The organism is Pseudomaricurvus albidus (assembly GCF_018863235.1).
Lineage (GTDB): Bacteria > Pseudomonadota > Gammaproteobacteria > Pseudomonadales > Cellvibrionaceae > Pseudomaricurvus > Pseudomaricurvus albidus.
Genome location: NZ_JAHKRS010000011.1, coordinates 1 through 26,117, shown reverse-complemented (window position 1 = coordinate 26,117; position 26,117 = coordinate 1). Strand labels below are relative to the sequence as shown.

The window sequence follows — 26,117 nt, the reverse complement described above, 5'->3', positions numbered from 1 at the left end:
TCCAAATGTCTTCACACAGCAATATCAGTGCTGCAATTCGCTAATCAACGCCAAACATCACGGCCGTTAATAAAAAATCCATAGCCAATACGGCAAGGGAAGAGTGTACGACCGTGCGGGTTGTAGCTGCACTGATGCCTTCCGATGTGGGAATGGCATCATAGCCTTGAAATATTGCGATCCAGGTAACCACCACGCCAAAACTGAAAGCTTTGATGCTGCCATTGAGCACATCTTCGCGAAATTCTACCGTGTTTTGCATGTTCGCCCAGAAAGATCCCGCATCCACACCGAGCCAATTCACACCAACCACAACTGCCCCCAGAATCGCTACCATATTAAATATCTGAGCAAGGATCGGCATGGAAATAATCCCGGCCCACAAGCGTGGTCGTACCACACGTTTTAAAGGATCGACTCCAATCATTTCCATCGCGGCCAACTGGTCTGTGGCTTTCATCAATCCTATTTCGGCGGTGACTGCCGAGCCTGCGCGACCGACAAACAGTAAAGCCGCCACCACGGGTCCAAGCTCCCTTAACAGGGTCAGGGAAACAAACTGGCCCAGAGCCGATTCAGCCCCAAAGCGAACCAATACAGTGTAGCCCTGCAGAGCCAGCACCATACCTATCAGGACTCCGGATACCACAATAATGACCAGAGAATATACTCCAATAAAATACAATTGCCGGATCAATAAGCCTGGTCCGGCTCGCCAGTCCGGAGCGCCCCACATGGATTGCCACAACACAATGCCAGCTCGCCCGAAGCCGGTTAACACACTTAATCCCTGATGTCCGAACCGCTGTACATGATCAAGCATTTAAGCGTCCTCTAACTCAAGATCCTGAAAATAATCCGGTGCGGGGTAGTGAAAAGGCACGGGACCATCAGGCAGTCCTTGCAAAAACTGACGTACATGGGGGTTATCGCTGTTGATGACGGTTTCCGGTTCACCGTGACCAATCACCTTACCGTCTGCCAGTACAACCATATAATCAGAAATCGACAAGGTTTCATTAATGTCGTGGGAGACAATAATGCAAGTGCAGGCCATAGTTTGATTGATACGCCGAATCAAATGCCGCAACAATCCGACAAATATGGGGTCCTGACCGGTGAAAGGTTCGTCATACATGATCAGATCCGGATCCAGAATGATGGCACGGGCCAAGGCTGCGCGACGGGTCATCCCTCCGGATAATTCCGCGGGCATAAGATCCCGTGCACCACGGAGACCAACAGCATGGAGCTTCATCAATACCAGGTCCCGAATCATCCGCTCGGGAAGGTCTGTGTGGACACGCAGGGGGAAAGCAACATTTTCGAACACAGAGAGGTCTGTGAACAGGGCACCAGTCTGAAACAGCATTCCCATTCGCCGCCGCTGGATGAGTAGCTGTTCTCGGTTCAGGGAAGAAATATCTACCCCGGCGACATGGATAGTCCCCTGACTGGGTTTGAGTTGACTGCTGATCAGTCGTAACAGGGTAGTTTTACCGCAACCACTGGGCCCCATGATTGCCGTAATCTTGCCTTTAGGGATAGAGACATCAATGCCATTAAGGATTACCCGCGGCCCATGGCTGAAATTCAGATCCTTAATGTCGATCCAGCTTGATGTCATAATATTCAACCAGCGACTGTAAAATAGAGTGTCGAAACTCTATAAGTGTAATCGCTAAATCGAATTACGCCCGCCCATTCCCCAAACTTTCAGCAAAGCCAAAAAGAGATAGAAACGATCATTTAAACAATTGAAGACGAGACGTTTACTCAGAGTCAGGCATCAGACTCTTCAATACACCCTGATCCGCAAACCCGTCGGCCAAGATTCCCTGGTTTTTTTGATAATCGCGTATCGCACGGGTAGTTTGAGGGCCGGGCTGACCATCAATTTTTCCAGGATCAAACCCGCTGGCTTCAAGAGCGGTTTGTATTTGCATAATTTGATCGCGTGTTAACGCAGAAACATCAGGAAAGGGATGCTGCAATCGACCCGCACCATTGATCCGGTCAGCCAGGACTCCGACGGACAAGGCATAAAATTGGGAACGATTCCATTTCATGATGACATCGAAGTTGTCATACACCAAAAACTTCGGACCGTCGGCACCCACCGGAACCAACAACGCAGCCTCGATATCTGCGCTGGGTAACGGGCTGCCATTAGCCTGACTCACCCCCAGCTTCTTCCACTCCTGCAATGGACGGGGAGTTTGACTGCCGGCCAGCTCATAGGGAAATGCTTCAGGCAGTTGAACTTCTCGCCCCCAGCGCAGTCCCGGCTTCCAGCCCAACTGTTGCAGAAAGTACGCGGCTGACTTCAGCGCGTCTTTTTCGCTGTTCCACAAATCCACGCGCTGATCATTGTCACCATCGACGCCGTATTTAAGGTATACCGAAGGCAGAAACTGAGTTTGACCTATTGCGCCAGCCCAGGATCCCTCCATGTCCGATACGGAAAACTGGTAGCGGTCCATCAGCTGGAGGGCCGAGAACAATTCACCGGTAAAAAAAGTGCTGCGACGGGTGTCACATGACAGGGTCGCCAAGGTGTCCAGAATCGACATTTTGCCAACATGACGCCCAAAGTTACTTTCCATTCCCCAGAAGGACACCAGGTATTGCCCCGGAATCCCATACTCACGACTTAGCTCATCGAGGAACTCACGATGTTTGGCCAGCAGTTTGCGTCCGGTGTTAATGCGGTAGCTGTTAACCCGATTCTGATAATACCCGGCGAATGTCTGTACAAACTCTGGCTGGTTGCGATCGTAGGTGATGGTGCGTTCCAGCGGTTTGACGTCGCCCAGCACAGCGACCAGATTGTCTGGTAACCCTTGCTCTCTGGCTTCTCCCTGCAAGCGCAGAATACATTGTGAGAATGTTTCTTCTTCCGCAAACGTTTGACTGCTTGCGAACAGGGTCACAGATAAAGCCAGCAGCGCACGAACAAACAGCGTATTTCTCATTACCAGCAGGAACTCCAAGTCGGTTGCATCTTTCTATGATTCTACCTAAGGCAAGTGACATCACCTAATGAGAGATGAAAATTTATGATGGTGTCCTCACAGAAAGACCCAAAGTAAATATAGCATTCATAAGTCAATACGGCTCTTCTCAAAAATCACACCCCAAAAAGTATTCAGACGACAAACCTGAAAAAATTCCTTCACAACACCGGCAGAATACACTTCACCCAGCATAGGATTACAGAACTTGTGTTTGGTTCCGACACAAGCTCACCTGACTATAAACTGTTCAACCAACCACGGTTTTATAGAGGAGCAAGATAATCATAAAGAATCACCCTCAGTTATTTTATTTGCATGTTAGAATTGATTTGAATAATGATTGAGGTAACCCCCATGCGCATGGAAAAAGTGGATTTAAATCTGTTTGTGGTATTCGATGCTTTATATCAGGAACAGAGCGTCACGCGTGTCGCTGCCAATTTGAATCTGACACAACCCGCAGTCAGTAATGCACTCAGCCGCTTGCGCAAGCTGTTTGATGATCCATTATTTGTACGTTCACCCGAAGGGATGTTACCTACACCGGTTGCGGATAATGTAGTCAGCGATATACGCAAAGCGCTGTCTCTTCTAGGACGCAGCGTGACGGTGAATGCCCGGTTCGAGCCGATACACTCGGAGAAGGTCTTTCGCCTGGGCATGAATGACCTGGCAGAATCTTTGCTGTTGCCTCATTTACGCTTGACCGTACAAAAAGCAGCGCCCAACATTACCATTCAGAGTTACTACGTAGATCGTGCCACTGCGACTGAAGACTTGAAAGCCGGCAGTCTCGATTTATTACTGGACACACCCGCGGTTAATGCCAAAGAATTTGGCCATCAGGCACTGGGAGAGCTGCCGTATGTAGTGGCCATGCGTCAGGAACATCCCCTGGCTCAGCAATCACTGAGTTTGTCGGCCTATCTGGACAACGACCACTTGCACGTTTCCAGCCGCCGAAAAGGAAGAGGGCAGATGGATATTGCACTCCACGGGTTGGGGAAACGGCGGCGTATTAAAATGAGGGTGCAAAGCTATTTGGTTGCCAGTCAAATAACAAAAGAGACCGATCTATTGTGGACCGCGCCCAAAGTTTTAGCGAACAAAACCGATTTATATCTATCGCCGCTCCCTTTTAAAACGGAGCCACTGTCCTGGAATCTCTACTGGCATAAAAATGCCGAACTGGACCCGGCATCTCAGTGGATTCGCCAAATAATGGCAGAGGTCACCAGAGATGTACTAAATCCAGATTCGGCCGAGGGTGAAACTGACTAACGTAATTTCAGATTATTTGTTAGCTTGTCACTGTCTGAATTTATTTCTTTTCAGAATTCATATAATCGTTCAACACTTCATGAAAACGCTGAACACGACGCTCCTGATGCGTCAGATAATATCCCTGAAAACCCGCTGAAGACAGACCCTCCTGCTGCATTTTGGCAATGCTCAAGTCCTCATCAGCGGTACGCCCCAAAGACTTATCTCCGTACATGAATTGATCGTGCTCACAATCGCGTACGGGTAGATCAGGACCGCCTGCCGGTGATGGAGTAGTCTTCATACCCTTCACAGGTTGCACCATCCACCAATGATCAAAAAGACAGCGTTGTGGATCACCCGATGGGTGAGGGCGTGGTCTTAACAGCTGCACACCATCTGGGCCGGCGGAGAGTACCGTATTGGGAAAAATGTTATAGATCACATAATCCGTAAACTGGTAGCTGGCGTAATTCTGATAGTGCTTATAACCTTTCAGTTCACCGAGCTCTCGCTTCGCTTCCTGCAAGGCATGGCGAATCTTGCCGTGGTTTTCCTTGCCGTAATAATCCTCAGGATTCAAATTCCACTGACGCATAATGACAGCCAGATGCTCGGCGACCTCTTCGCCTTCGTGCAGGACGGACGGGTTATGAGATGGAAACCAGCCTCGGTTATGGCCTTCAGGTAACGTATCAAACTGACAGGCTTCGTGATTGGCTTCGATGTATGGAATCAGGCCCGGATGCAGAACCTGCACATGGTAGGCTTCATTAAAATTGTCGGTAATGATTTTCCAGTTACAGGGACTGTCTGCGGTCATATTCAATACACGCACCATGTCCTGAATATTATAAGAAGCCAGATCCGTGCAGACAGTTTCCCCCAGGAACTCTTCCAGAGAAGAAGCATCCGGGTCCATATTGATCCAGATAAAACCAAACAGATCCCGGCACTGGATTTCTTTCAAGCGTGCCTTACCACAGGGGCTTCCCTGTTTGAAATCGTTGTCATTGGGAGCGTGAATGGTATTCCCCTGACGATCAAACTGCCAACCGTGGTAAGGGCAGGTGAACTGGTTAGCAAAGGATTCACCTTCGTCGGTAATCCGGGTACCACGGTGTGGGCAGGTATTATAAAACGCACGAATCACGTTATCGTCACCGCGCACACAGATGATTGATTCCGCGCCAAGATTGGTGGTGACGTAATCACCGGGCTCTTCAGCATGATAAGAGAGGCCTGCAACATTCCACGTCTTCATCCACATGTTGCGCCATTCCTGCTTCGCGTAGTCATCGTCAATATAACGCTCGGCACAGACCTCATCGCCTCGCAAAGGCGCTTCAGGCAGTTTGATGGGACGATCCAGCTCAGGTGTTAACGAGTAGGGGGTGTTGCTCATGATCAGAACCTCTCACAGATGTTTGTTATTATCGTGTACCTAAAACCTAAAGTTTAGTCACTTGTATAAATATAAACATATACGATTGTTTTATCCAATAAAAAACAAAATCAATATTCAATCATACAGGGCTAAAAACCTGACAACTCAGACACTTTGTCATTATTCACCATGGATTGATCGGAAAGAGCGGCGCTTGAACAACCACTGGCCGTCAACTTTGACCAGTTCATCATCGTACTGACCACGGGGTCTTATCTCAGTGCCATCCTGAGTAACAGCCACCTCAGAGGTATAGCTACGTGCGGTAGCGGTATTACCTGAAATTTGAATATCTCCAACAGAAATTGACATAAACACAAAGGGAAACAACTCCATGCCCTGTAGCCAGGCAGAGACAATATTGTCTTTTCCTACGACGGATTCCATTCCCGGAACCACCGGGAGACACCATTCAGAGTCTTCGGCCCAGGTACTGGCCCAAATTTCAGCACTGCGCTGGTTAACTCCATCGGCGTAGATATCCATTAGCTCACGGATAATTAGACGATCTTCAACTGAGCCTGTGAAAGGCATAGTTCTCTCCTTATGTTATGATTACGCACTCTTATAAAACAATCACGATTGTATTTTTAATTGACTAAATCTACAATGATTTCCTGCTAATTAACAGACTCAGAGATCAAGTGGCCACTATGAACTATAAAAACAAACAGTTTTATTTAAAGACCCGTCCACAAGGTGTGGTAACCAGTGAGGCAGTTCCTGTTCGCGAACGGGTTATCAGTGAAATTAATGAAGGGCAACTGGTTATAGAAAATCACTATATATCGATAGATCCGGCTATTCGGGGCTGGATGCGGGATGAACCGAGCTATATGCCACCTATCGAGTTAAATGAAGTCATTCGCAGCACCACAGTTGGCACAGTTGTAGAAAGTAGGCACCCGGACTACGCCATTGGTGACGTGGTTTACGGCGTAAATGGCTGGGAAACTTACAGTGTTTCCAATGGCTATTTTCTAACAAAGGTTCCCGAGAACAATCATCATCCGCTTCATTACTATATCGGTGTACTGGGTGCCGTCGGACTGACGGCCTATTTTGGAGTGACGGATCGTTCTGGACTGAAAAAAGGTGAAACACTGCTAATGAGTGCAGCTGCCGGAGCCGTCGGCTCATTGGGTGGCCAGATTGCCAAGCTAATGGGTTGTCGAGTCGTGGGAATCGCTGGCAGCGATGATAAATGCGAGCGTATAAAGTCACTTGGATTTGATGATGCAATTAATTATAAAACCACAAAAGATATGACATCCGCCATTAAAGAGGCTTGTCCGGAGGGGGTTGATGTTTTCTTCGATAATGTCGGTGGTGAAATCCTGGACGCGGCTTTGATGAATCTTAACCAGTTCGGGCGTGTACTGTTTTGTGGTTCCATATCCACGTACAACGCCGTGGATCCGGTCCCTGGTCCTTATAACTGGTGGCAGATACTCGCACGCAGTGCGGAAGTCCGTGGTTTTCTGGTCAGTGACTATTTTGATCAATTTTCCAGCGCTGCACAAACTCTCGGAGGGTGGATCGATGAGGGTAAAATCGAATTCAAGGATGAAATTGTAGAGGGCTTTGATCAATGCCTGAACACCTTCAACAAATTGTTCGATGGCAGCAATCAGGGAAAGACGCTGATTAAAATCCGGTAAGTTTTCTGTGCCGTATAAAAAAGGGGCTTTTAAAGCCCCTTTTTTATTTATCCGTGTTAGTTATTCAAACTGACAATCCAACTCGGATCATACCTTCCTCAGTTATTTCGAGAGGGTAGGTTGGTAACGGAATATTGGTCAATTGTCCCATTGGCTTACCGGTTTCAAGGTTAAACCGTACACCATGCAACGGGCAGGAAATGAAACAATTACGTATACGACCACCTTCCAGTTCTGCGTGCTGGTGGGTGCAGATGTTATTGACAGCATAAAACTCACCACCGGCGTTACAGATCAAAATGTTCTTTCCTGCCAGGATGATCGATTTACTGGTGTTGTCCTCCAGTTCACTGGAGGGAAATGCATCGTGAAAAATAGTCATGTCACTCACTTTATGATACTTATTATTACTTGGCCCAATCAGGCTTTCAGGTACTTATCAATCGTCTTGTGCAAATGACGGATACGGCTCTCCTGATAAGATGCCAGGCTAACAGCCCCCTTCTTGGAGGCCAGCATACCTCGCTGAACTGCGGGCATGTTACTGTCATCCTGATCAAATACCGGCCCCAAAGCACCCAGTTCTTCAGCTTCACTGAATGACTGATCCGGATTCAGCTTATGCACAGGTACCGCTGCTGGGCGCTTGGTGCCTTTGGGATGACGAAACAGCAACATAATATCAAAAATACAACTGTTGGGATCATCACCATTGGGCAGAAAGCGGTAAACAATATTGCCGTGAAAACCAACCCAAATCTGAAAATTTGGAAATGCGCTGTACAATATGGCATCTTCAAGTTCAGCCATCGTCGCATGGGACAGATCTTCACCGCTGGCCTCTTCAAATATTTCCCGATTTGTATCAGCCACATATTTTCGTGCCGTGACGCCCTCCGGCAACAACTGTCCATCCGCTGTTGAAAGAGCCATTCGACCGGATAATTCGAGAATATCTTTCATGACATCTTCTTCAGAGATGCCAGATAAATGGGGACTTGGCGTTCCCATAGGGGTAACCGAACGACTGACGTTATCGCCAAACGTGTCGTACTGTGAATTCGCATCCCCGGTAAAGGTCATAATCTGGCGATGAGTTTCCACCGTGTGGAAAGATTCCATAAAGGCTTCAGCCCCCACTTTCCAATTACACTGAACCACTCTTTGCACATGAATACCTTTATAGTACTCATGCAGGGGGAAACGACTGAAGTGATCAGGCATGGGAGCCAGATACTCTTCCAATGGCTCAGCATCCAGATCAAAATTGATGAAGACAAAACCGCCCCAGGTGCCCACTTTTACTTGTGGTAAACGCATATCCTTGTCATCAAGATGTTTAAAGTCCCACTTGCAGGGAATGCCTTTAAATTCACCATCCAAATCCCAGGTAGCACCATGGAAAGGGCATTTGAATTCTTTCACGTGACCATCCTCATCACGCAGCAATCTGCCCCGATGAAGACAGGAATTGATGAAACCCTTGATTTCATTCTCGCTTGAACGAGTAATTATCACAGATTCATTGACGACCTCGTACACATGATTGTCACCCACTTCTGGAATATCTTCTTCGCGGCAAGCCATTTGCCAAACTTTTGGCCATAATTTTTTGGCTTCCAGATCATGGTATTCACGGGATACCCAGCGAGCCACGTCGAGGTCATCATCTCCCATGTCATCGCAAGAATTTTCACGCAGATAAAGAGGGACTTCTACTTCTTCAAGATCGAGCAGATCCTGGAACGAAGTGCCTGGGCAACGAGCGTTACCACCTTGTTGAGGATTGTTTGTCTTGGCCATTGTTCTGACTCCTACTTTATTATTGGTAATGTCTCAGACCGTAAGAATGTTAACGCCGCTGATACCGGGTGCCCCGTAGACATGGGTGTATCCAACTTTGGGATTGCCCGGGACTTGTCTGGCTCCGCCATCGCCTCGCAACTGAACACAAATTTCATGGACCTGGCGCAAACCCGATGCTCCAACCGGCTCACCATTGGCGAGACATCCACCATCGGTATTGATTGGCAATGAACCATCGATACGAGTGGCTCCATCACGTAATAATTTTTCCTGATCACCGTGTTCGCAGAAGCCGTTTTCTGCCATATGGATAATTTCTGTCCCGCTATCAGTGTCCTGTAACTGGAGAACATCAATATCTTCCGGCCCCAGGCCTGCCAATTCAAAGGCAGCTTTGGATGCCGTGACGGTAGGTGCATCAGCAACCTGCATAGGTTGTGAAGGACTGAACACTTCAAAGCTACCGTAATGACGAGTACGTACGGCCGCTGCACTGAGGTAGATGGGGTTGCTGGTGTAACGTTTGGCAATTTTGGCATCGCAGAGAATTAGCGCTGCGCCACCTTCGGCGGGGCTGCAAAACATGTACTTTCGTAGAGGATCACTCACCATCATCGAGCTGGCAATTTCGTCGTAGCTCAAAGCTTGCCGACGCCAGGCGGTGGGAGTCAGGGAGCCATTGTGAAAAGCTTTCTCGGCCACCCGGACCAGGGCATCATTGGTAATGCCGTGATCGTGCATATAGCGCTGGGTTTTCATGGCAAAGAACTGGGTTGTCAGCATCATACCAGCTTCACCGTACCAATCATCCAGACCCCATTCGGCCGGTTTGGGATTGAAGGCTCCACGGGGATGTTTATCAAAGCCAACCACGACCCCCAAATCGTATTCTCCGGACTTGATAGCGGTATAGGCGGCATTGAGAGAACTGCCACCGGTAGCGCAGCCGTTCCAGATGTTGGTGAATTGCAAGCCTGTCAGCCCAAGTTCATTAACCAGAGCATCGGCATTGCCAGCATCCTGACTTCCGCCATAGGCAAATTGCATGTCTTTCCATTCGAGCCCTGCATCTGCCAGCGCTGCGCGTACAGCGCTGGCGCCTTGTTACTGGCCGGTCATGTCTGGGGAGCGACCAAACGGGTGCAACCCGATTCCGATAATGGCAACGTCCATCGTGTTACTCCTCCGTTGGCTTAAAACTGAACATCATGATTTGAGTTCCGTCCTCTTCGGTACGGAATGGCTCTATCACCAGATCCAGCGACATACCGATCTCCGGTTTTTCGCCCTCTGGTAACTGCAGTCGACTCTCAACCCGAACGCCACCGGGCATTTCCACATAACCGACGCCATAGGGAGTAAATGTCTCCGGCGTCTCATCACTGCGGTAAGGGTCTTTGGGCATGAAGCTCTGAATGGTCCACGTCCACAATGTGCCTCTTGAACCAATCGGTACAACGCTGGTTTCACGACTGCCACAATTACGACAGTCCGGTTGCGACGGGAAGCTGGCTTCACCGCAGTGATCACAGCGGCTGCCGAGCAGTTCTGGTTGAGCGGACGGCCAGGTAAAGAGTCCGTCCTGAATAGGAATTTGTTGCGTCATATGCAATCCGTCCTTATTGATGAATCGCTAAATTGAGAGAGTCGAGCACAGATTCGTGCATCGACTCGGACAGAGTAGGGTGGGCAAATATCGTGTGTGCCAGTTCCTGCTCTGTCGCTTCCAGTTGCTGGGCAATACCAAAACCCTGAATTTGCTCGGTAACTTCCGGACCGATCATATGAGCGCCCAGCAGCTCACCACTTTGGGCATCAAAAATGGTTTTCACAAAACCACTGGCCTCATCAATGGCAAGTGCCTTACCGTTTGCCGAAAGATTAAACCTGCCGACTTTCAAGTCATGGCCAGCCTCACGGGCAGACTGTTCTGTCATACCCACACTCGCCACTTGAGGTCGACAATAAGTACAGCCGGGTACCCGATCTTTCCGTAGAGGCTTAACACCTGACACACCAGCAATTTTCTCCACACAGATGATTGCTTCGTGACTGGCTTTGTGCGCCAACCATGGAGGTCCTGCTACATCACCTATGGCATAGAGGCCGACAACATTGGTTTTGCTGTAAGCATCTGTGCTAATGAATCCGCGGTCGGTATCTACAGCCAACGCCTCCAGTCCGAGGTTTTGAATATTGCCGCTGATACCTACCGCCAAAATGACTCGATCAAAGGTCACCTGTTGTGCCCCTTGCGTCCCCTGCAGGGTCGCAGTTGCCGAGTTGCCATGCAGTTCCAGATCACTGACTGTCGTATTGGTATGCACCTCGATACCACGCTGACGGAAGCTTTTCTGCAGTTCTGCTGAGACCTCTGAATCCTCAACCGGTACTATGCGGGGCGCCGCTTCAACCAGCGTCACCTGACTGCCCAGATCGCTGTAGAGACTGGCAAACTCAACGCCGATGGCTCCGGCCCCAATAACCAATAGCCGCTCGGGCAGTTCGGTCGGAGTCATGGCTTCGCGAGCACTCCAGACAATCTTGCCGTCCACCACAATATTTGGCAGGTTACGTGCGTGCGCGCCAGTGGCCAGAATTATGTGATCGGCTTTGTAGCGAGTTGTCACGCTTGCATCAGTGACAGACAGGGTAAACACATCCTCCAACTTTGCTTCGCCGCGCAATACCGTGATGCCGTGTTTCTTCATCAGGTAATCAATGCCCTGGCTAAGACGCTGAGCCGTGTTTCGACTGTGACCGACAAGCTTGGCCAGATCCACCTGCGGCGGATCGATATCAAAGCCAAAATGAGCGGCATGTTTCAACGTCTGGGCAATGTCGGCACCACGCAATAGTGCTTTGGTGGGAATACACCCCCAATTGAGACACACACCACCCAGCTCGGCTTTTTCCACCAACGCAGTTTTAAACCCCAGTTGAGAGGCTCGAATGGCGGCGACGTAGCCACCTGGGCCTCCGCCTACCACCATCAGGTCGAAGTCGCTCATAGATCCTCTCCCTTAACCCAACATGGTCGCAGGTTGTTCCAACAACCCTTTGAGGCACTGCATAAATTCCGCAGCCAATGCGCCATCGATCACACGGTGATCGCTGGACAGCGACAAAGACATCACAGTGGCAACCGTGAGTTCACCGCCTTTAACCACAGGACGTTGTTCACCAGCACCCACAGCAAGAATCGCAGCCTGAGGAGGGTTGATAATGGCGTCGAAACTTTTAATGCCATACATTCCCAGATTGGACACACAGAAAGTGCCGCCCTGGAACTCTTCGGGGGACAAGCGGCCAATTTTGGCTCGGGTCGCGAGATCACGGACTTCGTTTGACAAAGTAATCAGACCTTTACCCTCAACCGCTTTGGCTATCGGTGTAATCAGGCCTTCATCAATGGCCACCGCGATGGAAATATCCGCATGTTTAAAACGGCGAATGGTTTCTCCGTCAAACTGTATATTCATAGCCGGATAACGCTGCAACGCACAGGCACAGGCCTTGACGATAAAATCGTTCACGGATATTTTTGCTTCACGCTGCGCACCGTTAATCTGTTGGCGAGCCGCTAAGAGATTGTCAATTTCGACATCAACATTGACTCGAAAGTGCGGAGCGGTTTGCTTGGATGCCTGCAAACGTGCAGCAATGGTTTTGCGCATTCCCGTCATCGCAACGGCTTCACTTTCAGGCGCTTCGTCAGATACGGGAGCAAAAACGCTGCTCGCCGAAACGCTTTGTCCCTGACGAGCCGCCTGAGCTTCAACGTCCGCCTTGCACACGCGACCGCGGTCGCCACTGGCACGACAGTCCAGCAAGTTGACGCCAAGATCTCCCGCCAGTCGGCGAGCGACTGCGGTGGCTTTCACGGCACTGTCGTCACGCTGAAAGGACACATTTGGCGAAGAGGCCGAAGCGAGCAGTTGTCCACCCGCGGCCAGAACCGCCTGTTCCAGGTCGGCCTTGTTTACACGACCGTGACGCCCCGTGGCTGTCAAATTGTTCAGATTAATACCGTACTGCTTCGCCAGACGACGAGCGATAACCGTGGCCTGAACGTTGCTGTCATCATCGCCTTCGCCCAGAGCTTTCAAAGCATCGGCGTTGGTAGTTGAGGTGGTCGCTGCTGAACCGTTTTGAGATGAAGCTGATGGAGAATCTTCATCGCCAACATTCATTGGCGTCGCTGTAACCGCCGGTGTTTGTGCAGGGGTGTCCTCGGCTACAGTTTCTGACGAAGCCGCAGATACATTATCCGCAGAAGCACCGCCAGTGCGTTCAGCCACAAAACTCTCAATATCCGCATCGCTCACTTCCGCGGGTGCAATCACCCCCAGAAGAGCGCCCACATCCCAGGTTTCACCGCTCTGGGCAACAATGGCCCGCAGCAAACCACTTTTGGGAACAGTCACAGTGTTGATGATCTTGCTGGTCTCAATATCGACCAGATCCGCGCCCTCAGTGACCTGATCGCCAGGCTTGGCATGCCAGTCGCTGATGACACCTTCGGACATTTCCATGCCCCACTTGGGCATGTTGATCGCAGTTATTGCACTCATAATCAGCCTCCCAGCACATCTCTCACGGCACTGACAATACGGTCAACACTGGGTACGTAGGCATCTTCCAGAACCGGAGAAAAGGGTACCGGTGCATGTGGCGCGGTCACTTTACGGATTGGCGCGCGCAAACTGGAGAACGCTTTTTCAGCAACAATGCTTGAGATATCAGCGGCAAGGCTGCAACGCTCATGTGCCTCATCGACCACCACCAAACGACCGGTCACCTCAACACTTTCCAAAATGGATTCCTCATCCAGAGGCGAAACTGTACGTGGATCAATCACATCACAGTGAATGCCTTCTTTAGCGAGCAGGTCCGCGGCTTCAATAGCTCTGGTTACCATATTGGACATGGCCACGATCGTGACGTCGTTACCCTGACGAGGAAATGCAGCCTCACCAAAAGGAATGGTGTAGGGGTCATCCGGCACTTCGCACTTCAGGTCGTACATAATCTTGTGTTCAAGAAACAGCACCGGGTCATCATCACGAATAGCCTGAATCATTAACCCCTTGGCATCGTATGCGTTACTTGGCATGACCACTTTCAGCCCCGGAGTGTGAGTTACCACTGGGTGCAGCATGCTGGAGTGCTGTGCTCCTGCTCGCCAACCGGCACCGACTGTGCCGCGGATTACCATGGGGGTACGGGCCTTGCCACCGAACATATAGCGAAACTTGGCCGCCTGGTTGAATATCTGGTCGAAACAGACACCGATAAAGTCAAAGAACATCAACTCTGCGACAGGGCGTAAGCCATTATTCGCAGCGCCAGAAGCAGCACCAATAATGGCTGATTCACTGATAGGGGTATCGATCACTCGCTCGCGCCCAAATTCCGGCATCAGCCCCTTGGTTACACCAAACACACCGCCATAGGCGTCGTCCTGTCCTGCGCACCCAGCTCCGCCTGAGACCTCTTCCCCCATTACAATAACGGTAGGGTCGCGTCGCATTTCCTGACGCAGGGCTTCGTTAATGGCTTCCCGGTAAGTTTTGATAGAACTGGAGCCTGATGAAGTATTATTAGTCATGCGTAGTTCCTGATTTTTATTTAATAAGAGCAGTACACGTCAGCCATAAGATCCGTTGCTGGATCCGGGTTTGGCGCTGCCAGACCTTCCTCGACCGCCGTATCAATAAGATCGCTTACCTCAGCATCTATACGGTCCATCTCTTCATCCTTAAGCCAGGACTCACCAGTGACACGCTCGCGGAATATCTTGATGCAATCACGTGTGTCCTTTGCATTCTGAATTTCATTTTCTCCGCGATATAGCTGAGGATCGCCAATAAAATGGCCGTCAAAGCGGACCGTCTCGGCCTCAATAGCTGAGGGGCCTTCACCATTTCGCGCGCGCTCAATCGCTCGCTGACAGGCTTCATAAGTGGCAAAGAAATCGAGACCGTCAACGTATTCGGAGGGCATTCCAAAGGCACCGTTACGCTCTGCCAGACTGGAACAACCCAGGGCATAATCAGCTCCGGTGCCTTCGCCATAGCCGTTATTCTCAAACATGAATACATGCGGCAATTTCAGCACCACGGCAAAGTTAAGGGCTTCCAGAACGGTGCCCTGATTAGCACTGCCGTCGCCACTGAATGACAGGGCAATATCGCGGGTGCCGCGAGTTTTCGCGCCGAGAGCCGCGCCGTTACACAGGGGAGGGCCACCACCAACGATGGCATTGGCACCAATCATGCCTTTATCGAAGTCTGCAATATGCATAGAGCCACCTTTGCCCTTACACAGACCCGTAGCTTTACCCATGATTTCTTTCATCATCCCGATGACGTCACAGCCCTTAGCAATACAGTGACCATGCCCCCGATGCGTGCTGCCAATAATGTCTCTGTCAGTCAGATCGATACAGGCGGCAACAGCGACAGCTTCCTGACCATTGGAGGCGTGTACAAAACCAGGGATATTGCCGCCTTCAAATTCTTTAATACAACGCTCTTCAAAAACGCGGATGGTCTTCATCGTGCGGTAAACACGCAGAAGAAACTCGGTTTGATATGGCATTTGAACTGCCCCTTTCTACTGGTTATTAACGGACAGCCACATACTTACAGAAAACCACATAAAAAACAATACTGATTGTTTTCTAAGGTTAGGATTGTCTTTTATCTATATACAAACACGTGTCGGTTATTGTAAATTTGTGTCTTTAATTGGTTTGAAATTGTGTATTACAGCAAGGAATGGTCGAGAAATGGCACAAACTTCATCTAAAAGCCGAAAAAAGCCCACTCGCAGAGAAGATGGCTGGCAAGCCGAAAAAAGCGCAATGACCCGCAGGGCAATTCTGGACGCAGCGGTCAATTGCTTTATTGAGCTGGGGTACGCAAACACCACCACAGCTCTGATTGCCAACCACGCAGGTGTATCAAGAGGCGCGATGATGCATCACTTTCCTTCACGGATGTCGGTGATTAAAGCGGTAATCCAGCACCTCCATGAGCTCCGCCTGGATGAATACCGGGAATTGATGTCGGATATAGACACCCCCGAGCGTCAACTGACACAGGAAGACATACGCAACTCCGTCGAAAAGGCCTGGAGCTACGTCAATATGCCGTCCTTTATCGCCTATCAGGAGCTGTTAGGGGCTTCTCGCACCGACCCTGAATTAAGATCTGTAATGACCCCTGTAGAGAAGGACTTTGAGAAGCAGTTCCTGAGCCTGGCCAAGGCTGTCTTCCCTCACTGGCAGACCTTGCCGGCTCTGGAGCCCGCACATGACCTAGTGCAGTTTCTGATGAAAGGCATGGCACTGAGTCATATGTCCTCGCGCCGCAATGCCCGCGCCCAGAAGGTCATGGACTATCTGGCCCATATCCTTACGGAAATTTATGAAGAAGCCAATCTCGCCGACACCTCCCAAAAGGCTTCATAACCCGGCAAGGCTTCAGATGAAACCAGGCCCGGCAAAGCCTGGCCCAAGGACAGGCAACGCTATCAAATGCCCAGAGGTATTGTGTAAATGACATCAGCGGCAACCAAAAAGTCTGCGGTGAAAAGTCGCTCTCCGGAAACCCGGAACCGTATTCTCGATGCCGCCGAAGCCATGTTTGTGGAAAGGGGGTACTTTGGCACCTCCTTGAGGGACATTACTTCAGAGGCCAATTTACAGGTAGCTTTGAGCTATTATCACTTCGGCAGCAAAGAGAATTTGTTCAAAGCCGTGATAGAACGACGCGCTGAAGATAACGCCCAAGGTCTGGAACTTGCGCTTGAGGAAGCTCTGGCACTCGATGCCGAGCCGGAAAAGGCACTACAGGCCATATTGCGAGCGTTTCTGCACCCGGTAGTTGAGCGTACTCTGAACGGGGGAGAGGGCTGGAAGAATTACATCAGACTGATGGCTCAGCTGGCTCATGTCCCACAGCAGGAGTCCTACATTGCTCCTGTGGCAACCTATTACGATGCTATCGTGGCCCGGTTTATCGAAGCTCTTCGGACCCGGTTTCCATCCATGGATGCAGAAGATGTGCACTGGGCGTTTTATTTTTACCAAGCCGCCATTACCCACGTACTGGCTGAATCCGGCCTGATTGATCGTCAATCCGGAGGGCTCTGCCGTGCGCGGGACCTGAACAAGATCGTGGATAAAATGTCGCTCTTTTTCAGTGCAGGCTTTTTAAGCCTCTGCCCGCAAGAGCAAGCTGAGTAAAGCCGAACCGCAGGGTTCTTTAAAACGCAGGCCTGACGGGATCGTTGCCATCCCAATTGAGAGCTTCTTCACGTATGCGCGCAAAAAACTCTGCCTGCGAGGGGGAAGCCTCAATCAATTCGATCATGCATCCCAGTTGCGGACTGGTATCCAGATAGCAGAATCGCTTACCTCCAACACTGCCACAAAAAGAAATTTCGGCACCAGACATCCTGTAAGCAGCCAAATCAGCGTCATAATTCTCACAATACAGCGCCATATGATGAAATCCCTCTTCACCCCTGGCAATGGTGTCGCGATAGGCTGAAGGGCTGTCATTGAGCTGGCAAACCAACTCAATTTGTATCTCACCGGCCTGCGCAAGAGCAAACTCTGCTTCGACGGATACCTCCTGCCCACGATACAGTTGCTGCTCGATTTCTACACCTTTAACGTGAAAAAAAGGGCCAACTCCCAGTGTTTTGGACCAGCGCTCCATGGCCTCTTGCAGATCATTAACTACCCAGCTGTTTTGCATAAAACGGCGATTGGGAAACACAGGCAGACTCATCAGCTTTCCTCCGTAACGATCGTATCCATGCCGTGCAGCGGGGTAAAAACCTTGCGTGCGAAGAGCCATCGATCACCACGCTTAACAAATTCGTCATCATACATACCGGTCACAACACCGGACTTGCCCTCAACACTCTCAACCAGCTCGGACGTCCATAATCGACCTTTGGCGTGATTACCGTCGATTTCCAATGAACCGAGATAACCGGAAAAGTTATGGAAAGGGTAGTTCGACATTTGCTCTTCCCAAAGATCGGCAATGACATCACGCCCTGTCACAGGCTCAAGCCAGGGCAAGTGCCAGACAGCATCCACATCCCAGGTGCTGGCAAAATCGATCTTGTTACGACGGGAAACTGCATCACCATAAGTGGCAACCAGCTCCTGGATAAGTATTCGGTCTTCAAGGGGGCCATAAAACGGCATAACAAGATCTCCTATTATTATCATTTATTAAAACAAACATAATTGTTTATACAATCGACTAAATTTTGTATGCAAGTTATGCTTTAGTCAACCCAAACTAAAACAATTAATCTTGACTGTTTTATTTTTTACGAATCGTGTATGGTTTACATCAGAGATTCATGTCAGTTGCCATCTATCTGGATGGGCTATTAGAAATACAATAAGAGAGGTGTAATTCATGAGTTCATTGGCAGGCAAAGTGGTGTCAATCGTAGGGGCAGCCGGAAAAGACAATATGGGGCAGGTTATTGCCCGTCGATTCGCTCAAGAGGGAGCAAAAGTCATCGTTTCAGGTCGTCATGAACACCCCCTACGGGAACTGGCAGAAGAAATTCAGGGTGATTGGGTTTTGTGCGACTTTTCCAAAAAGGATTCTATTGATCAAATGATTGACAGTATTCTGGATCGGCACGGTCGTCTTGATGTCGCCATCAACTGCACCGGCTGGGGACTGTTGATACCCATGACTGAAAATACCGAAGAACAACTGGATCGCATGGTCGACCTGCAATTCAAGGGACCTTTCTTCTGGTTACAGAAACTGCTTGCAGCGATGGATTCCACTGGTGGTTCGATCATCCAAATATCATCTGCCACCGCAACGATTATGCTGGATGATCATTCTGCCTACATGGGCACCAAAGCCGGAACCGACCACTTGATACGTTGCGTGGCCAATCAATACGGCGAAAAAGGCATTCGAGCGAACAGCATATCACCGGGAGTGACTGAAACCCCTATGACTGCTGATGCCATGCAAAGTCAGGCCCTGGTGGAAACGTTCCGTAAATGCTATCCATTAGGCCGGGTAGGAACCAGCGAAGATATTGCAGCAGCTGCCGTTTTTCTTGCGTCTGACGAGTGCTTTATGACCGGTCAAAATCTTCAGGTTAATGGCGGCCTCACACTCCGACGCAACCCGCTAGGTAAAGAAATTCAGGAAGCGATGGTTGCGGCCGGTGAAATTCCTGCACCTTAAGTTGTTTACCACACACCTAAGTTTAATAAATACTTGGCGTTGTAAAAACAAGCAAGCATAAGAGAGAGACAATGAGCGTAAAAGATAAAGTCGTGTTGATCACCGGCGCCGCCGGTGAAGTTGGCCGCGCCACAGTAAACCGTTTTTTGGCTGAAGGGGCCAAAGTCATGATGACCGATCTGAATGAGTCGTCGTTACAAGATTTTGCGGGAACGTTAAAAGGCGATGTCGCATACCTGGCAGTGGATGTATCCAAGTTGGAAGACAACCAAAAAATGGTTGATGCAACTCTCGAACGCTTTGGTCAATTGGATGTGTTTATCGCCAATGCGGGTATTGAAGGCAAAATAGGTCCTATTAGTGACTGCTCATTGGATAGTTTTCGTCTGGTGATGGACATCAATGTCATCGGCGTATGGTGCGGTTTGAAAGTGGTCGTCGAGGCCATGAAAGATCGCGGTGGAAGCATCATCATTACTTCATCCGGTGCAGGCGTTATGGGAACCGCGAACATGATGCCTTATAACACCAGTAAACATGCCGTCATTGGTCTGATGCGTTGTGCCGCCAAAGAGTTTGCCCCCTTCAATATTCGGGTTAATACCGTCAATCCTGGACCTCTGGATACACGAATGATGCGCTCCATCGAGACCGGCTATGCACCGGGTGCTGAAACCGCATTCCAGAATACCCTAAAACAGACAACCCCCATGGGACGCTATGGTCGTCCAGATGAGATTAGCGGCATGATGCTATTCCTGGCCAGTGATGATGCCAGCTACTGTACCGGTGGTGTGTATATGGTGGATGGCGGCAATGCCTGTTAACTGTCACCTGTAAACAACGATCTGTTGAGAATAATAACTATGTTTGATTTTAACGGTAAAACCGTACTGATTACGGGTGCTGCTGCCGGGCTGGGTTTTTCTTGTGCGGAAAGCTTCGCCAAGGCTGGGGCTCGTGTCGCGCTGGTGGATATTTCGGCCGAAGCGGTGCAGCAAGCTGCCGCTCAACTTGATAGCGAGACGTTGGCAATTACCGCCGACGTCTCTTGTGCAGATCAAGTTCAGGCAATGGTAGACCAAGTTGTGGGTGCCTGGGGAGGGCTCGATATCGCGGTCAATAATGCGGGTATATCTTCAACTCTGGAACCGGTAGCGGAAACCTCCGCAGCAGACTTTGACCGGGTCATGGCTGTCAATCTTAAAGGTGTCTGGTTGAGTATGCGGGCTGAACTGAATCAAATGCTCAGGCAAAACCGGGGAACCATCGTCAATATGGCTTCTGCCTTGTCACAGCGGGTTTTCCCTGGAGCATCATTCTACGTTAGCAGTAAATTTGCAGTTGCCGGTCTGACCCGAACGGCAGCTGTAGAATATGCAGAAACTCCAATTCGGATTAATGCCGTTTGCCCTGGCAATGTCACAACCCCATTGCTTGAAAGCACCATCGAAGATCTGGACGCTCTGGCCTCCTTACACGCCATGAAACGGTTGGGCACACCTCAGGAAGTTGCCAATGCGGTGATGTTCCTGGCTTCCGATCTGTCCAGCTTTAACACAGGTACATTATTGCCTGTGGATGGCGGCTGGACAGCACAGTAACAGTCAAAATAACACCCTAAACAAGCGAGCATTAAATCGAAAGGGGGATCACTGTATGTCTCAAAGCCTCAGACAAAGGTTTCAGGGCAAGGTGGCGCTGGTTACCGGCGGTGCTGACGGTATTGGTGCGGGTATCGTTGAACAATTAGCTGAAGAAGGAGCTTACGTATTCATTGGCGATATCAATGAAGCGAAATCAAGAACCTTGTGTCAGCGCTGGGATTCTGTGGAGTATCTGGCTCTTGATGTTACCGACGAGAGTCAATGGCAATCAGCATTCGCCATTATAGAGGCGCGTAAGGAAAAGCTGGATATTCTGATACAAAGTGCCGGGATCTCTCGGCCGGGCAGTATTGAGGATACCAATCTCTCTGATTGGCGTGACCATATGCGCGTGCATGGAGAGGGGGCATTCCTGGGATGTCAGTATGCCGTCGCTAGCATGAAGCACACGGGTGGAGGGTCAATAGTCAATATTTCTTCAGTGGAAAGTATTCGGCCCGGCCCTTTGTTTACCTGTTATGGCGCGGCAAAGGCTGCACAGGATGCACTGACAAAAACAGTAGCACTGGACTGTGGCGAGAAAGGCTATAACATTCGCTGTAACTCTCTACACCCAGCCGCAACCTACACCCCATTACTGCAGCAGTATTTACAAAGCGCTGACGACCCGGAAGGCCTTGAAAAGATCTACGCAGGTATGCAGCCTCTGAATCGTATTGCCACCGTCTCTGAGGTTGCCAATGCCTGTTTGTTTTTGGCTTCAGATGAGGCCAGTTTTATGACTGGCCATCAAATGTATGTGGACGGAGGTGTGTTGGCCAAGCCCTATCCTTCCGGACAGGGCGCTTAAACTTTTAGTACCTTATGAAAGCCATTCGATAGAAGGTTCACAGGCTGCTGCCACCTTAAGCGCAGCCTCATCCGCAGAAAGATGATCGAGCTCACTGGAAAATATTTCAGGACCAACATCCCTAATACCCTGGCGCTTCAATATCGGCAAAATTTTTGATAATGGCAGCGTCCCAAACCCGGGCTCTATACGATACTGTAGGCACTCCTCTAACAAGCCGATGTCCGGACATACCGGTTTGGCATCAGCCAGTTGAACCGTTTGTATCGTGCCAGCGGGCAACGCTTCGAGTAATCTGATATCAGGATTGCCACGAAAAAAATGCCAGGTGTCAAACAGGATACTGCTGTTAGAGGGTCTATGGACTTTCAAGACCGACCAGGCAGTTGCCAAATCGGGAAGCCCCCACATGGGTAAAAACTCAAGGTCTACTTGGATATTACGTGCGGCTGCAGACTCACAAAAACGTGCGAAGCCATCCGCAAGTCTGGACAATTCAAACTGACCCGGGGCAAAAGTACCCGTAGCACAGATTCGATCGATACCCAATGCCGAACAGATATCAAGACACTCTTCACTGCAGGCATCAAAGACCTGTTTTGCCACTTCAGGAAAATCAGGATTGTACTTGACGGGAGCCCAACCACTAAAACCATCATAATGACCCAGCGCCATATTATGGCCACTCGCCAATTGTCGAATATCATCATCCCAAACACCCTGGCTTTTCAATTGACGATAGGTCATTAAACCAATGGGCAAATGGGTGAAACCATGCCGGTTGGCGGCAGCCAATTGCTCTGCAAAACTGTGTTGTCGCACACAGGCCGGCCAGAGAGTTTTTCGCATCACTCAAACAACCGGTCTGGCGAACAAGGATCAACAATTTCCTGCAGTTCAAATACGTTCCCATCCGGGTCACGACCATAGGTCGCTTTTACCGCCCCAAAATCTTGAGGCGGTACGTGAAACTCGATACCTGCTTCAAGCAGACGATTGTATTCAAACTGAATATCATCAACATCAAGACACAGGTGTGTCAGTCCCACCTGACTGACAGGGCGCCTCTCTGTTAGTAGAGATTGGGCAGGATTTGAAAATTCGAACAATTCAATGCACAAATTACTGCCCTTAAGCATGATTTGTTTAGCCGCACTGTCCGGTAAATCCAGAACCTGATTAATCACATCAGTACCTGAAGACCAACTGGTTGCTGAAACCTCTTTAAATCCCAACAGATCCCGATAGAAAAAAAGGGCTTGCGCCATATCCTGCGTCGATATCGCGACATGATGAGCTCCGCGTATCATGAGACTTCTCCAGTTAAATATTTATCCAGTGTTTGATGAAGTTGACGAATACGAATCTCTTGATAATTACCCAGAGTTTCACCCGGTTTTAACGACGCCTTAAAACCGCGCTGCTGGCTAAGCAGATTACCAGTATCCTGATCGTAGATAGTGGCCAGCCCTGGATCAAAACCGGGGATTTCATGAAACGATTGCTGCTCATCCAGTTCAAAAGGTTCCGCAGAGTCTGGAACTTTGCCAGAGTCTGGCAATGGTTGTAGATAAAGCAGATCAAAAATAGTTTTATCAGGATCACAACCGTCGGGACGGAATCGATACACCATAGGAAACAATAGCGACGGGAAAAAACAGGTATTAGGGAACAGGCAGTATTCAATTGCGTCAATCGTCTCGCTGACACTGAGGCGTGAGAAATCCCGGTCATAGGCTTCACCCAGATTTTTTTTCAGATGATCAGCAAAGACCTTACGCGCAGATTCGCCTGGCCCGACTTTTAAGTCATGTCCTTCACTCTGAGCTCCTTCAACGACCGCCTCAGCGAACAAGGCATCCAGAATCATCTGTTGATCAGGCTGGGACTCAAGATGTGGGCTTGGATAACCAACCAGGTGTACAAAACGTGACACGAAATCACCATAAATATCGTATTGAGTGTTAGCGTCGCCTACGGTGGTAATTCCCTGTGGATGGGTCTCCAAAACATGATAAGACTCCAGGAAGGCTTCCAGACAGGCTTTCCAGTTGGCAGGAAGCTTTTTACGGATATACATGGAAGTAAACTTGCCACTCAAGTCCCAATTTTTAAAGTGTTCCGGTAAAACCCCTAATTGATCGCTGAGTGGCGCGGCGTCGGGGTTAAAGTTGATAAACACAAATCCGTTCCAGCACTCAACTCTGAGTTGCGGCAGCGAAAACTGCTTTGTTTCCACGTGCGGGAAGTCCCACCGGCAGGGAACATCTTCCAAGTTGCCATCAAGCGACCATGTAAAACCATGGAAAGGACAACGCAGATTTTTACTTCGGCCACAGCTCTCGGATGGTTTCAATTGTGTTCCACGGTGAAGACAGGCATTGGCAAAGGCTTTTATGTCACCGCTCTCTGTTCTCAGTACAATCACTGACTTACCGACAATGTCATACACGACATAATCGCCAGTTTGCGATACCTCTTCTTCCCGGCAAGCCCACTGCCAGGTTTTAAGCCACATATTGTCTATTTCTTGCTGAAAAAAATCGTTTGATGTGTAACGTTCAAAAGGGATATCCGCATCACCAAGGTATGAGTATGACTCTTCCACCAGATGCTCAGGCACCTCATCTTTATCGGACAGAATAATGTCTCGGGTGGAAGGTCCCGGGCATCGATGCGCCCCTGATGGCGTATCTAACTTTGACATGAGCAATTCCCCCTGCTTCCATTTATTGTACAACTGACCAAAATAAACAATCTAACATGTTTATTTTACAGTGTGCATCAAGTATATTTCAGAGCCTGCAAATATAAAACATCTACATATGTTTCTTTTTGTTAATGAACTGCTTGTGTTCACTGATAAGAAAGTAAGCAGAAATAACAATAAGTTATAATAAATAGGGTGAATTACGAAATTTGGCCTAAAACCTGTACAAACCCTCATAACCTATTGAAATGTCTAGAATTAAAGTAAAATTTTTTTTCCTGTTTTCTCATTTGGGATGAATTAAAAGATTTACCCCAAAACCTGTGTAAGCTCTTGTAACCTTTCTAAATAAATAGAGTTTTATTTTAAAATTCATAATGGTTTTGACTATTTTTTGGACCATGTAAGTAAAAGTCATGCCGTTTATTCATGCCCTGAAATATGCTCCAAATCTGCAATATTTCTTTCAATTTGATTGTCATGTAGATCGTTTACTTTCGCAGGGGCCTATATGAGTCATTCTCACTCGCAAAGTGTACCTATGCTGTTAGTAGATCTTGAATGTACCTGTAATGATCAGCCACCAATCCCAAACTCCGAAATGGAATTTATTGAAATCTGTGCCGTAGTTGGGATGTTAAGTCAGAAGGGATTTGAGGTCATAGATAAACGTCAACTCTATGTGCAACCACAAGGGCCCTCAACGTTATAGAGCTTCTGTACGAGTCTTACTGGAATTCAGCAAGTTCAGGCGGATACAACGCCTCCACTAGATAACGTCATTGAATCTTTCAAAGACTGGATTTCTCAGTCTGAAATCTCTGCCTGGGGAAGCTGGGGTAAATTTGATCAACGACAGTTCACGATCGAAACAAATAGTAAAAATTACCAGCACGATCAATAACTGCGCAATCTGGATCAAGCATCCCGTGAAGGATTAGACATGTGCTCCGTGAGTTTCACCAATCATCTAAATGGTGACGAAAACCTAAAGCGAGAACAACGCCGACATGCCCGCTACATCAACAGCGGCATGATGGTCACGCTGACTGGCGCGGTCGTATCTGATGCACTTAGCGGCTGTCTGTTGCGCTAAGCACTATTTAAAAAGAGGGCAGCTCACTCAAATACTTGCTGCCGTTTATGCCTTCTGGCTGGCAACATCGAAAAAGTGGCCGCAAGCGCTATGTCGCCGAACTGCACAGAATGCAGCTGAATCAGGCACGCAGCCCCAAAGCACTGTTATCCCAGTTATTGGTCATCGGTGCTCTGCAAAACAGACTCCTCGCGCCCGCTTTTGCCTATGCTAGAGTTTTCGGTAATGATTATATTTTGCGATTAATTGAAGCCGAGCTTTGTTCAAAGTTAACCTTTAATGAGGTCCGGCCGGCAAAAGTGTTGGATTTAGCCACTTCGCCTGTAACTAATTGATTTAGTTAATAATATTCTTCATTTATCTTTTGCAGATTGATAACCATTTTCCTTGTCAGTTGGTTCACCAGT

28 protein-coding genes are annotated in these 26,117 nt (G+C 49.1%); 10 read left to right on the top strand and 18 right to left on the bottom strand.

Annotated features, from left to right (window positions below; translation table 11 throughout):
• Positions 1–40: 40 nt before the first annotated feature.
• From mlaE to KOI40_RS15730, 3 genes are all read right to left on the bottom strand, one after another.
• The gene (gene mlaE / locus KOI40_RS15740) at positions 41–823 is read right to left on the bottom strand and encodes a lipid asymmetry maintenance ABC transporter permease subunit MlaE (RefSeq protein ID WP_216098500.1); all 783 of its coding nucleotides are present in this window, start codon (positions 821–823) and stop codon (positions 41–43) included.
• Positions 824–1,627 carry an ABC transporter ATP-binding protein gene (locus KOI40_RS15735; protein WP_233710329.1) on the bottom strand — a complete coding sequence of 268 codons (804 nt, stop codon included), beginning with the start codon at positions 1,625–1,627 and terminating at the stop codon, positions 824–826.
• A 145-nt stretch (positions 1,628–1,772) separates the two neighbouring features.
• Complete coding sequence (locus tag KOI40_RS15730) at positions 1,773–2,975, bottom strand: lytic murein transglycosylase (RefSeq protein ID WP_216098499.1); 1,203 nt, start codon at positions 2,973–2,975, stop codon at positions 1,773–1,775.
• A gap of 378 nt (positions 2,976–3,353) precedes the next feature.
• Between KOI40_RS15730 and KOI40_RS15725 the strand changes: the two genes are divergently transcribed.
• On the top strand, positions 3,354–4,298 hold the full coding sequence (locus KOI40_RS15725; RefSeq protein WP_216098498.1) for a LysR family transcriptional regulator: 945 nt from the start codon (positions 3,354–3,356) through the stop codon (positions 4,296–4,298).
• A gap of 40 nt (positions 4,299–4,338) precedes the next feature.
• Here KOI40_RS15725 and KOI40_RS15720 read toward each other — a convergent pair whose 3' ends face one another.
• Both KOI40_RS15720 and KOI40_RS15715 read right to left on the bottom strand, forming a co-directional pair.
• Positions 4,339–5,685 (bottom strand): aromatic ring-hydroxylating oxygenase subunit alpha, encoded by a 1,347-nt coding sequence (locus KOI40_RS15720; protein ID WP_216098497.1) that lies wholly within the window; start codon positions 5,683–5,685, stop codon positions 4,339–4,341.
• Positions 5,686–5,847: 162 nt separating this feature from the next.
• Complete coding sequence (locus KOI40_RS15715; RefSeq protein ID WP_216098496.1) at positions 5,848–6,261, bottom strand: nuclear transport factor 2 family protein; 414 nt, start codon at positions 6,259–6,261, stop codon at positions 5,848–5,850.
• 119 nt (positions 6,262–6,380) lie between these two features.
• Between KOI40_RS15715 and KOI40_RS15710 the strand changes: the two genes are divergently transcribed.
• On the top strand, positions 6,381–7,388 hold the full coding sequence (locus KOI40_RS15710; RefSeq protein WP_216098495.1) for an NADP-dependent oxidoreductase: 1,008 nt from the start codon (positions 6,381–6,383) through the stop codon (positions 7,386–7,388).
• Positions 7,389–7,452: 64 nt separating this feature from the next.
• On the opposite strand, the gene KOI40_RS15705 is transcribed toward KOI40_RS15710, so the two are convergent.
• The 8 genes from KOI40_RS15705 to KOI40_RS15670 form a co-directional block, all read right to left on the bottom strand.
• The gene (locus tag KOI40_RS15705) at positions 7,453–7,770 is read right to left on the bottom strand and encodes a Rieske (2Fe-2S) protein (RefSeq protein WP_216098494.1); all 318 of its coding nucleotides are present in this window, start codon (positions 7,768–7,770) and stop codon (positions 7,453–7,455) included.
• 38 nt (positions 7,771–7,808) lie between these two features.
• Complete coding sequence (locus tag KOI40_RS15700) at positions 7,809–9,191, bottom strand: aromatic ring-hydroxylating oxygenase subunit alpha (RefSeq protein ID WP_216098493.1); 1,383 nt, start codon at positions 9,189–9,191, stop codon at positions 7,809–7,811.
• 33 nt (positions 9,192–9,224) lie between these two features.
• Positions 9,225–10,241, bottom strand: coding sequence for a thiolase family protein (locus tag KOI40_RS15695; RefSeq protein WP_216098492.1), 1,017 nt, complete (start codon positions 10,239–10,241; stop codon positions 9,225–9,227).
• Positions 10,242–10,371: 130 nt separating this feature from the next.
• Positions 10,372–10,800: a Zn-ribbon domain-containing OB-fold protein gene (locus tag KOI40_RS15690; protein ID WP_216098491.1), complete on the bottom strand. Its 429-nt coding sequence runs from the start codon at positions 10,798–10,800 to the stop codon at positions 10,372–10,374.
• Between the two features lie 13 nt (positions 10,801–10,813).
• Entirely contained in the window at positions 10,814–12,205 is a 1,392-nt protein-coding gene (lpdA, locus tag KOI40_RS15685) for a dihydrolipoyl dehydrogenase (protein WP_216098490.1), read from the bottom strand.
• Between the two features lie 12 nt (positions 12,206–12,217).
• Positions 12,218–13,768: a dihydrolipoamide acetyltransferase family protein gene (locus tag KOI40_RS15680; protein WP_216098489.1), complete on the bottom strand. Its 1,551-nt coding sequence runs from the start codon at positions 13,766–13,768 to the stop codon at positions 12,218–12,220.
• Positions 13,769–13,770: 2 nt separating this feature from the next.
• Positions 13,771–14,805: an alpha-ketoacid dehydrogenase subunit beta gene (locus KOI40_RS15675; protein ID WP_216098488.1), complete on the bottom strand. Its 1,035-nt coding sequence runs from the start codon at positions 14,803–14,805 to the stop codon at positions 13,771–13,773.
• Between the two features lie 20 nt (positions 14,806–14,825).
• A complete protein-coding gene (locus KOI40_RS15670) occupies positions 14,826–15,797 on the bottom strand; it encodes a thiamine pyrophosphate-dependent dehydrogenase E1 component subunit alpha (RefSeq protein ID WP_216098487.1) in 972 nt (323 codons plus the stop codon).
• A 190-nt stretch (positions 15,798–15,987) separates the two neighbouring features.
• On the opposite strand from KOI40_RS15670, the gene KOI40_RS15665 reads away from it, so the two are divergent.
• Complete coding sequence (locus KOI40_RS15665) at positions 15,988–16,671, top strand: TetR/AcrR family transcriptional regulator (protein ID WP_216098486.1); 684 nt, start codon at positions 15,988–15,990, stop codon at positions 16,669–16,671.
• An 87-nt stretch (positions 16,672–16,758) separates the two neighbouring features.
• Complete coding sequence (locus KOI40_RS15660) at positions 16,759–17,448, top strand: TetR/AcrR family transcriptional regulator (protein WP_216098485.1); 690 nt, start codon at positions 16,759–16,761, stop codon at positions 17,446–17,448.
• 19 nt (positions 17,449–17,467) lie between these two features.
• On the opposite strand, the gene KOI40_RS15655 is transcribed toward KOI40_RS15660, so the two are convergent.
• Both KOI40_RS15655 and KOI40_RS15650 read right to left on the bottom strand, forming a co-directional pair.
• On the bottom strand, positions 17,468–17,998 hold the full coding sequence (locus KOI40_RS15655; protein WP_216098484.1) for a VOC family protein: 531 nt from the start codon (positions 17,996–17,998) through the stop codon (positions 17,468–17,470).
• Positions 17,998–18,426, bottom strand: a complete 429-nt coding sequence (locus tag KOI40_RS15650; protein WP_216098483.1) for a nuclear transport factor 2 family protein — start codon at positions 18,424–18,426, stop codon at positions 17,998–18,000. Before KOI40_RS15650 ends, KOI40_RS15655 begins: the two co-directional genes overlap by 1 nt.
• A gap of 220 nt (positions 18,427–18,646) precedes the next feature.
• Here KOI40_RS15650 and KOI40_RS15645 point away from each other — a divergent pair, with 220 nt between their 5' ends.
• The 4 genes from KOI40_RS15645 (at position 18,647) to KOI40_RS15630 (ending at position 21,904) form a co-directional block, all read left to right on the top strand.
• The gene (locus KOI40_RS15645) at positions 18,647–19,447 is read left to right on the top strand and encodes an SDR family NAD(P)-dependent oxidoreductase (RefSeq protein ID WP_216098482.1); all 801 of its coding nucleotides are present in this window, start codon (positions 18,647–18,649) and stop codon (positions 19,445–19,447) included.
• 71 nt (positions 19,448–19,518) lie between these two features.
• The gene (locus tag KOI40_RS15640) at positions 19,519–20,274 is read left to right on the top strand and encodes an SDR family NAD(P)-dependent oxidoreductase (RefSeq protein WP_216098481.1); all 756 of its coding nucleotides are present in this window, start codon (positions 19,519–19,521) and stop codon (positions 20,272–20,274) included.
• A gap of 39 nt (positions 20,275–20,313) precedes the next feature.
• A complete protein-coding gene (locus KOI40_RS15635) occupies positions 20,314–21,051 on the top strand; it encodes an SDR family NAD(P)-dependent oxidoreductase (protein ID WP_216098480.1) in 738 nt (245 codons plus the stop codon).
• A gap of 55 nt (positions 21,052–21,106) precedes the next feature.
• The gene (locus tag KOI40_RS15630; protein ID WP_216098479.1) at positions 21,107–21,904 is read left to right on the top strand and encodes an SDR family oxidoreductase; all 798 of its coding nucleotides are present in this window, start codon (positions 21,107–21,109) and stop codon (positions 21,902–21,904) included.
• A 12-nt stretch (positions 21,905–21,916) separates the two neighbouring features.
• On the opposite strand, the gene KOI40_RS15625 is transcribed toward KOI40_RS15630, so the two are convergent.
• The 3 genes from KOI40_RS15625 to KOI40_RS15615 are packed head-to-tail and all read right to left on the bottom strand — an operon-like array spanning position 21,917 to position 24,611.
• Complete coding sequence (locus tag KOI40_RS15625; protein ID WP_233710336.1) at positions 21,917–22,753, bottom strand: sugar phosphate isomerase/epimerase family protein; 837 nt, start codon at positions 22,751–22,753, stop codon at positions 21,917–21,919.
• A complete protein-coding gene (locus KOI40_RS15620) occupies positions 22,753–23,214 on the bottom strand; it encodes a VOC family protein (RefSeq protein ID WP_216098477.1) in 462 nt (153 codons plus the stop codon). The genes KOI40_RS15625 and KOI40_RS15620 overlap by 1 nt, the downstream gene beginning before the upstream one ends.
• On the bottom strand, positions 23,211–24,611 hold the full coding sequence (locus KOI40_RS15615) for an aromatic ring-hydroxylating oxygenase subunit alpha (protein ID WP_216098476.1): 1,401 nt from the start codon (positions 24,609–24,611) through the stop codon (positions 23,211–23,213). Before KOI40_RS15615 ends, KOI40_RS15620 begins: the two co-directional genes overlap by 4 nt.
• A 946-nt stretch (positions 24,612–25,557) precedes the next feature.
• Here KOI40_RS15615 and KOI40_RS15610 point away from each other — a divergent pair.
• Positions 25,558–25,710, top strand: coding sequence for a sugar phosphate isomerase family (locus KOI40_RS15610; protein WP_216098475.1), 153 nt, complete (start codon positions 25,558–25,560; stop codon positions 25,708–25,710).
• Positions 25,711–25,757: 47 nt separating this feature from the next.
• Complete coding sequence (locus KOI40_RS15605) at positions 25,758–26,045, top strand: hypothetical protein (protein ID WP_216098474.1); 288 nt, start codon at positions 25,758–25,760, stop codon at positions 26,043–26,045.
• The last annotated feature ends 72 nt before the right edge of the window (positions 26,046–26,117 follow it).

Bases quoted from the DNA above. Each gene is read 5' to 3' on its own strand.
- mlaE (WP_216098500.1), bottom strand. From the start codon at position 823: ATGCTTGATCATGTACAGCGGTTCGGACATCAGGGATTAAGTGTGTTA.
- KOI40_RS15735 (WP_233710329.1), bottom strand. From the start codon at position 1,627: ATGACATCAAGCTGGATCGACATTAAGGATCTGAATTTCAGCCATGGG.
- KOI40_RS15730 (WP_216098499.1), bottom strand. From the start codon at position 2,975: ATGAGAAATACGCTGTTTGTTCGTGCGCTGCTGGCTTTATCTGTGACC.
- KOI40_RS15725 (WP_216098498.1), top strand. From the start codon at position 3,354: ATGATTGAGGTAACCCCCATGCGCATGGAAAAAGTGGATTTAAATCTG.
- KOI40_RS15720 (WP_216098497.1), bottom strand. From the start codon at position 5,685: ATGAGCAACACCCCCTACTCGTTAACACCTGAGCTGGATCGTCCCATC.
- KOI40_RS15715 (WP_216098496.1), bottom strand. From the start codon at position 6,261: ATGCCTTTCACAGGCTCAGTTGAAGATCGTCTAATTATCCGTGAGCTA.
- KOI40_RS15710 (WP_216098495.1), top strand. From the start codon at position 6,381: ATGAACTATAAAAACAAACAGTTTTATTTAAAGACCCGTCCACAAGGT.
- KOI40_RS15705 (WP_216098494.1), bottom strand. From the start codon at position 7,770: ATGACTATTTTTCACGATGCATTTCCCTCCAGTGAACTGGAGGACAAC.
- KOI40_RS15700 (WP_216098493.1), bottom strand. From the start codon at position 9,191: ATGGCCAAGACAAACAATCCTCAACAAGGTGGTAACGCTCGTTGCCCA.
- KOI40_RS15695 (WP_216098492.1), bottom strand. From the start codon at position 10,241: ATGCAATTTGCCTATGGCGGAAGTCAGGATGCTGGCAATGCCGATGCT.
- KOI40_RS15690 (WP_216098491.1), bottom strand. From the start codon at position 10,800: ATGACGCAACAAATTCCTATTCAGGACGGACTCTTTACCTGGCCGTCC.
- lpdA (WP_216098490.1), bottom strand. From the start codon at position 12,205: ATGAGCGACTTCGACCTGATGGTGGTAGGCGGAGGCCCAGGTGGCTAC.
- KOI40_RS15680 (WP_216098489.1), bottom strand. From the start codon at position 13,768: ATGAGTGCAATAACTGCGATCAACATGCCCAAGTGGGGCATGGAAATG.
- KOI40_RS15675 (WP_216098488.1), bottom strand. From the start codon at position 14,805: ATGACTAATAATACTTCATCAGGCTCCAGTTCTATCAAAACTTACCGG.
- KOI40_RS15670 (WP_216098487.1), bottom strand. From the start codon at position 15,797: ATGCCATATCAAACCGAGTTTCTTCTGCGTGTTTACCGCACGATGAAG.
- KOI40_RS15665 (WP_216098486.1), top strand. From the start codon at position 15,988: ATGGCACAAACTTCATCTAAAAGCCGAAAAAAGCCCACTCGCAGAGAA.
- KOI40_RS15660 (WP_216098485.1), top strand. From the start codon at position 16,759: ATGACATCAGCGGCAACCAAAAAGTCTGCGGTGAAAAGTCGCTCTCCG.
- KOI40_RS15655 (WP_216098484.1), bottom strand. From the start codon at position 17,998: ATGAGTCTGCCTGTGTTTCCCAATCGCCGTTTTATGCAAAACAGCTGG.
- KOI40_RS15650 (WP_216098483.1), bottom strand. From the start codon at position 18,426: ATGCCGTTTTATGGCCCCCTTGAAGACCGAATACTTATCCAGGAGCTG.
- KOI40_RS15645 (WP_216098482.1), top strand. From the start codon at position 18,647: ATGAGTTCATTGGCAGGCAAAGTGGTGTCAATCGTAGGGGCAGCCGGA.
- KOI40_RS15640 (WP_216098481.1), top strand. From the start codon at position 19,519: ATGAGCGTAAAAGATAAAGTCGTGTTGATCACCGGCGCCGCCGGTGAA.
- KOI40_RS15635 (WP_216098480.1), top strand. From the start codon at position 20,314: ATGTTTGATTTTAACGGTAAAACCGTACTGATTACGGGTGCTGCTGCC.
- KOI40_RS15630 (WP_216098479.1), top strand. From the start codon at position 21,107: ATGTCTCAAAGCCTCAGACAAAGGTTTCAGGGCAAGGTGGCGCTGGTT.
- KOI40_RS15625 (WP_233710336.1), bottom strand. From the start codon at position 22,753: ATGCGAAAAACTCTCTGGCCGGCCTGTGTGCGACAACACAGTTTTGCA.
- KOI40_RS15620 (WP_216098477.1), bottom strand. From the start codon at position 23,214: ATGATACGCGGAGCTCATCATGTCGCGATATCGACGCAGGATATGGCG.
- KOI40_RS15615 (WP_216098476.1), bottom strand. From the start codon at position 24,611: ATGTCAAAGTTAGATACGCCATCAGGGGCGCATCGATGCCCGGGACCT.
- KOI40_RS15610 (WP_216098475.1), top strand. From the start codon at position 25,558: ATGTGCTCCGTGAGTTTCACCAATCATCTAAATGGTGACGAAAACCTA.
- KOI40_RS15605 (WP_216098474.1), top strand. From the start codon at position 25,758: ATGCCTTCTGGCTGGCAACATCGAAAAAGTGGCCGCAAGCGCTATGTC.